Origin of the sequence: Catenibacterium sp. UBA627 (genome assembly GCF_002299355.1) — a bacterium.
Lineage (GTDB): Bacteria > Bacillota_I > Bacilli_A > Erysipelotrichales > Coprobacillaceae > Catenibacterium > Catenibacterium mitsuoka.
The window spans coordinates 1,457-2,104 of sequence record NZ_DBPF01000100.1 but is presented as its reverse complement, the minus strand read 5'-3'; the positions used below and the strand labels follow the sequence as shown (position 1 = coordinate 2,104).

At 31.8% G+C, this 648-nt stretch carries 1 protein-coding gene; it reads right to left on the bottom strand.

The window, feature by feature from the left end; translation table 11 throughout:
- Window positions 1-216: 216 nt before the first annotated feature.
- Window positions 217-648: RpiB/LacA/LacB family sugar-phosphate isomerase (locus B2S90_RS06355; RefSeq protein ID WP_286696742.1), on the bottom strand; the 432-nt coding region annotated here is incomplete at its 5' end.

The window sequence follows — 648 nt, the reverse complement described above, 5'->3', positions numbered from 1 at the left end:
TATATATTCAGCTATGAGCTTTTCTGTTGCAGTATAGCTATCATTGTATTCTTTTATTCTTAAATATGCGTTCATGGGATCACCTCCGATCACCCCTATTATAGCATATAGAAATAGTTGTTTTGTATATGAAAATATTCCCTAGAGAGGGGAGCTATTTTAAATAATCACAAGATAAACCCTTAATTACATTAATCGTCATCTATCAAATTAAAATTATTGTGCATGTATTTTATGTTTTACTTTCTTAACCATATCCAAATCTAACTTATTCAAAAACATTTCAAAATCAATTTGTGATTTTGCTTTAATTTCTTTTAGTTTTTTAGCATCCGCAATCTTTCTTTTTGCTTCACTTTTAGGATATCCACCACCAAATGGTTCTGAAAATAATGCTTTGATTGTTTCCTCTAAATTCTTTTCACCTGTATATGTATACTCTTCCCCAAGAGGTAAAGATACTACATTTCCATTATTAATCTGTGCAAATAAATAGGCATCTTTCGCAGTTGGAACATACCCGCATAAAACACCAGGCATACTATTACAAGCAAGCATCATCCCTTGTCCTGAAGAACATCCAGTTACCACAAAATCAACTATATGACTGTTTATGAGCATCCCAATCAACAACGCAATCTCAACATA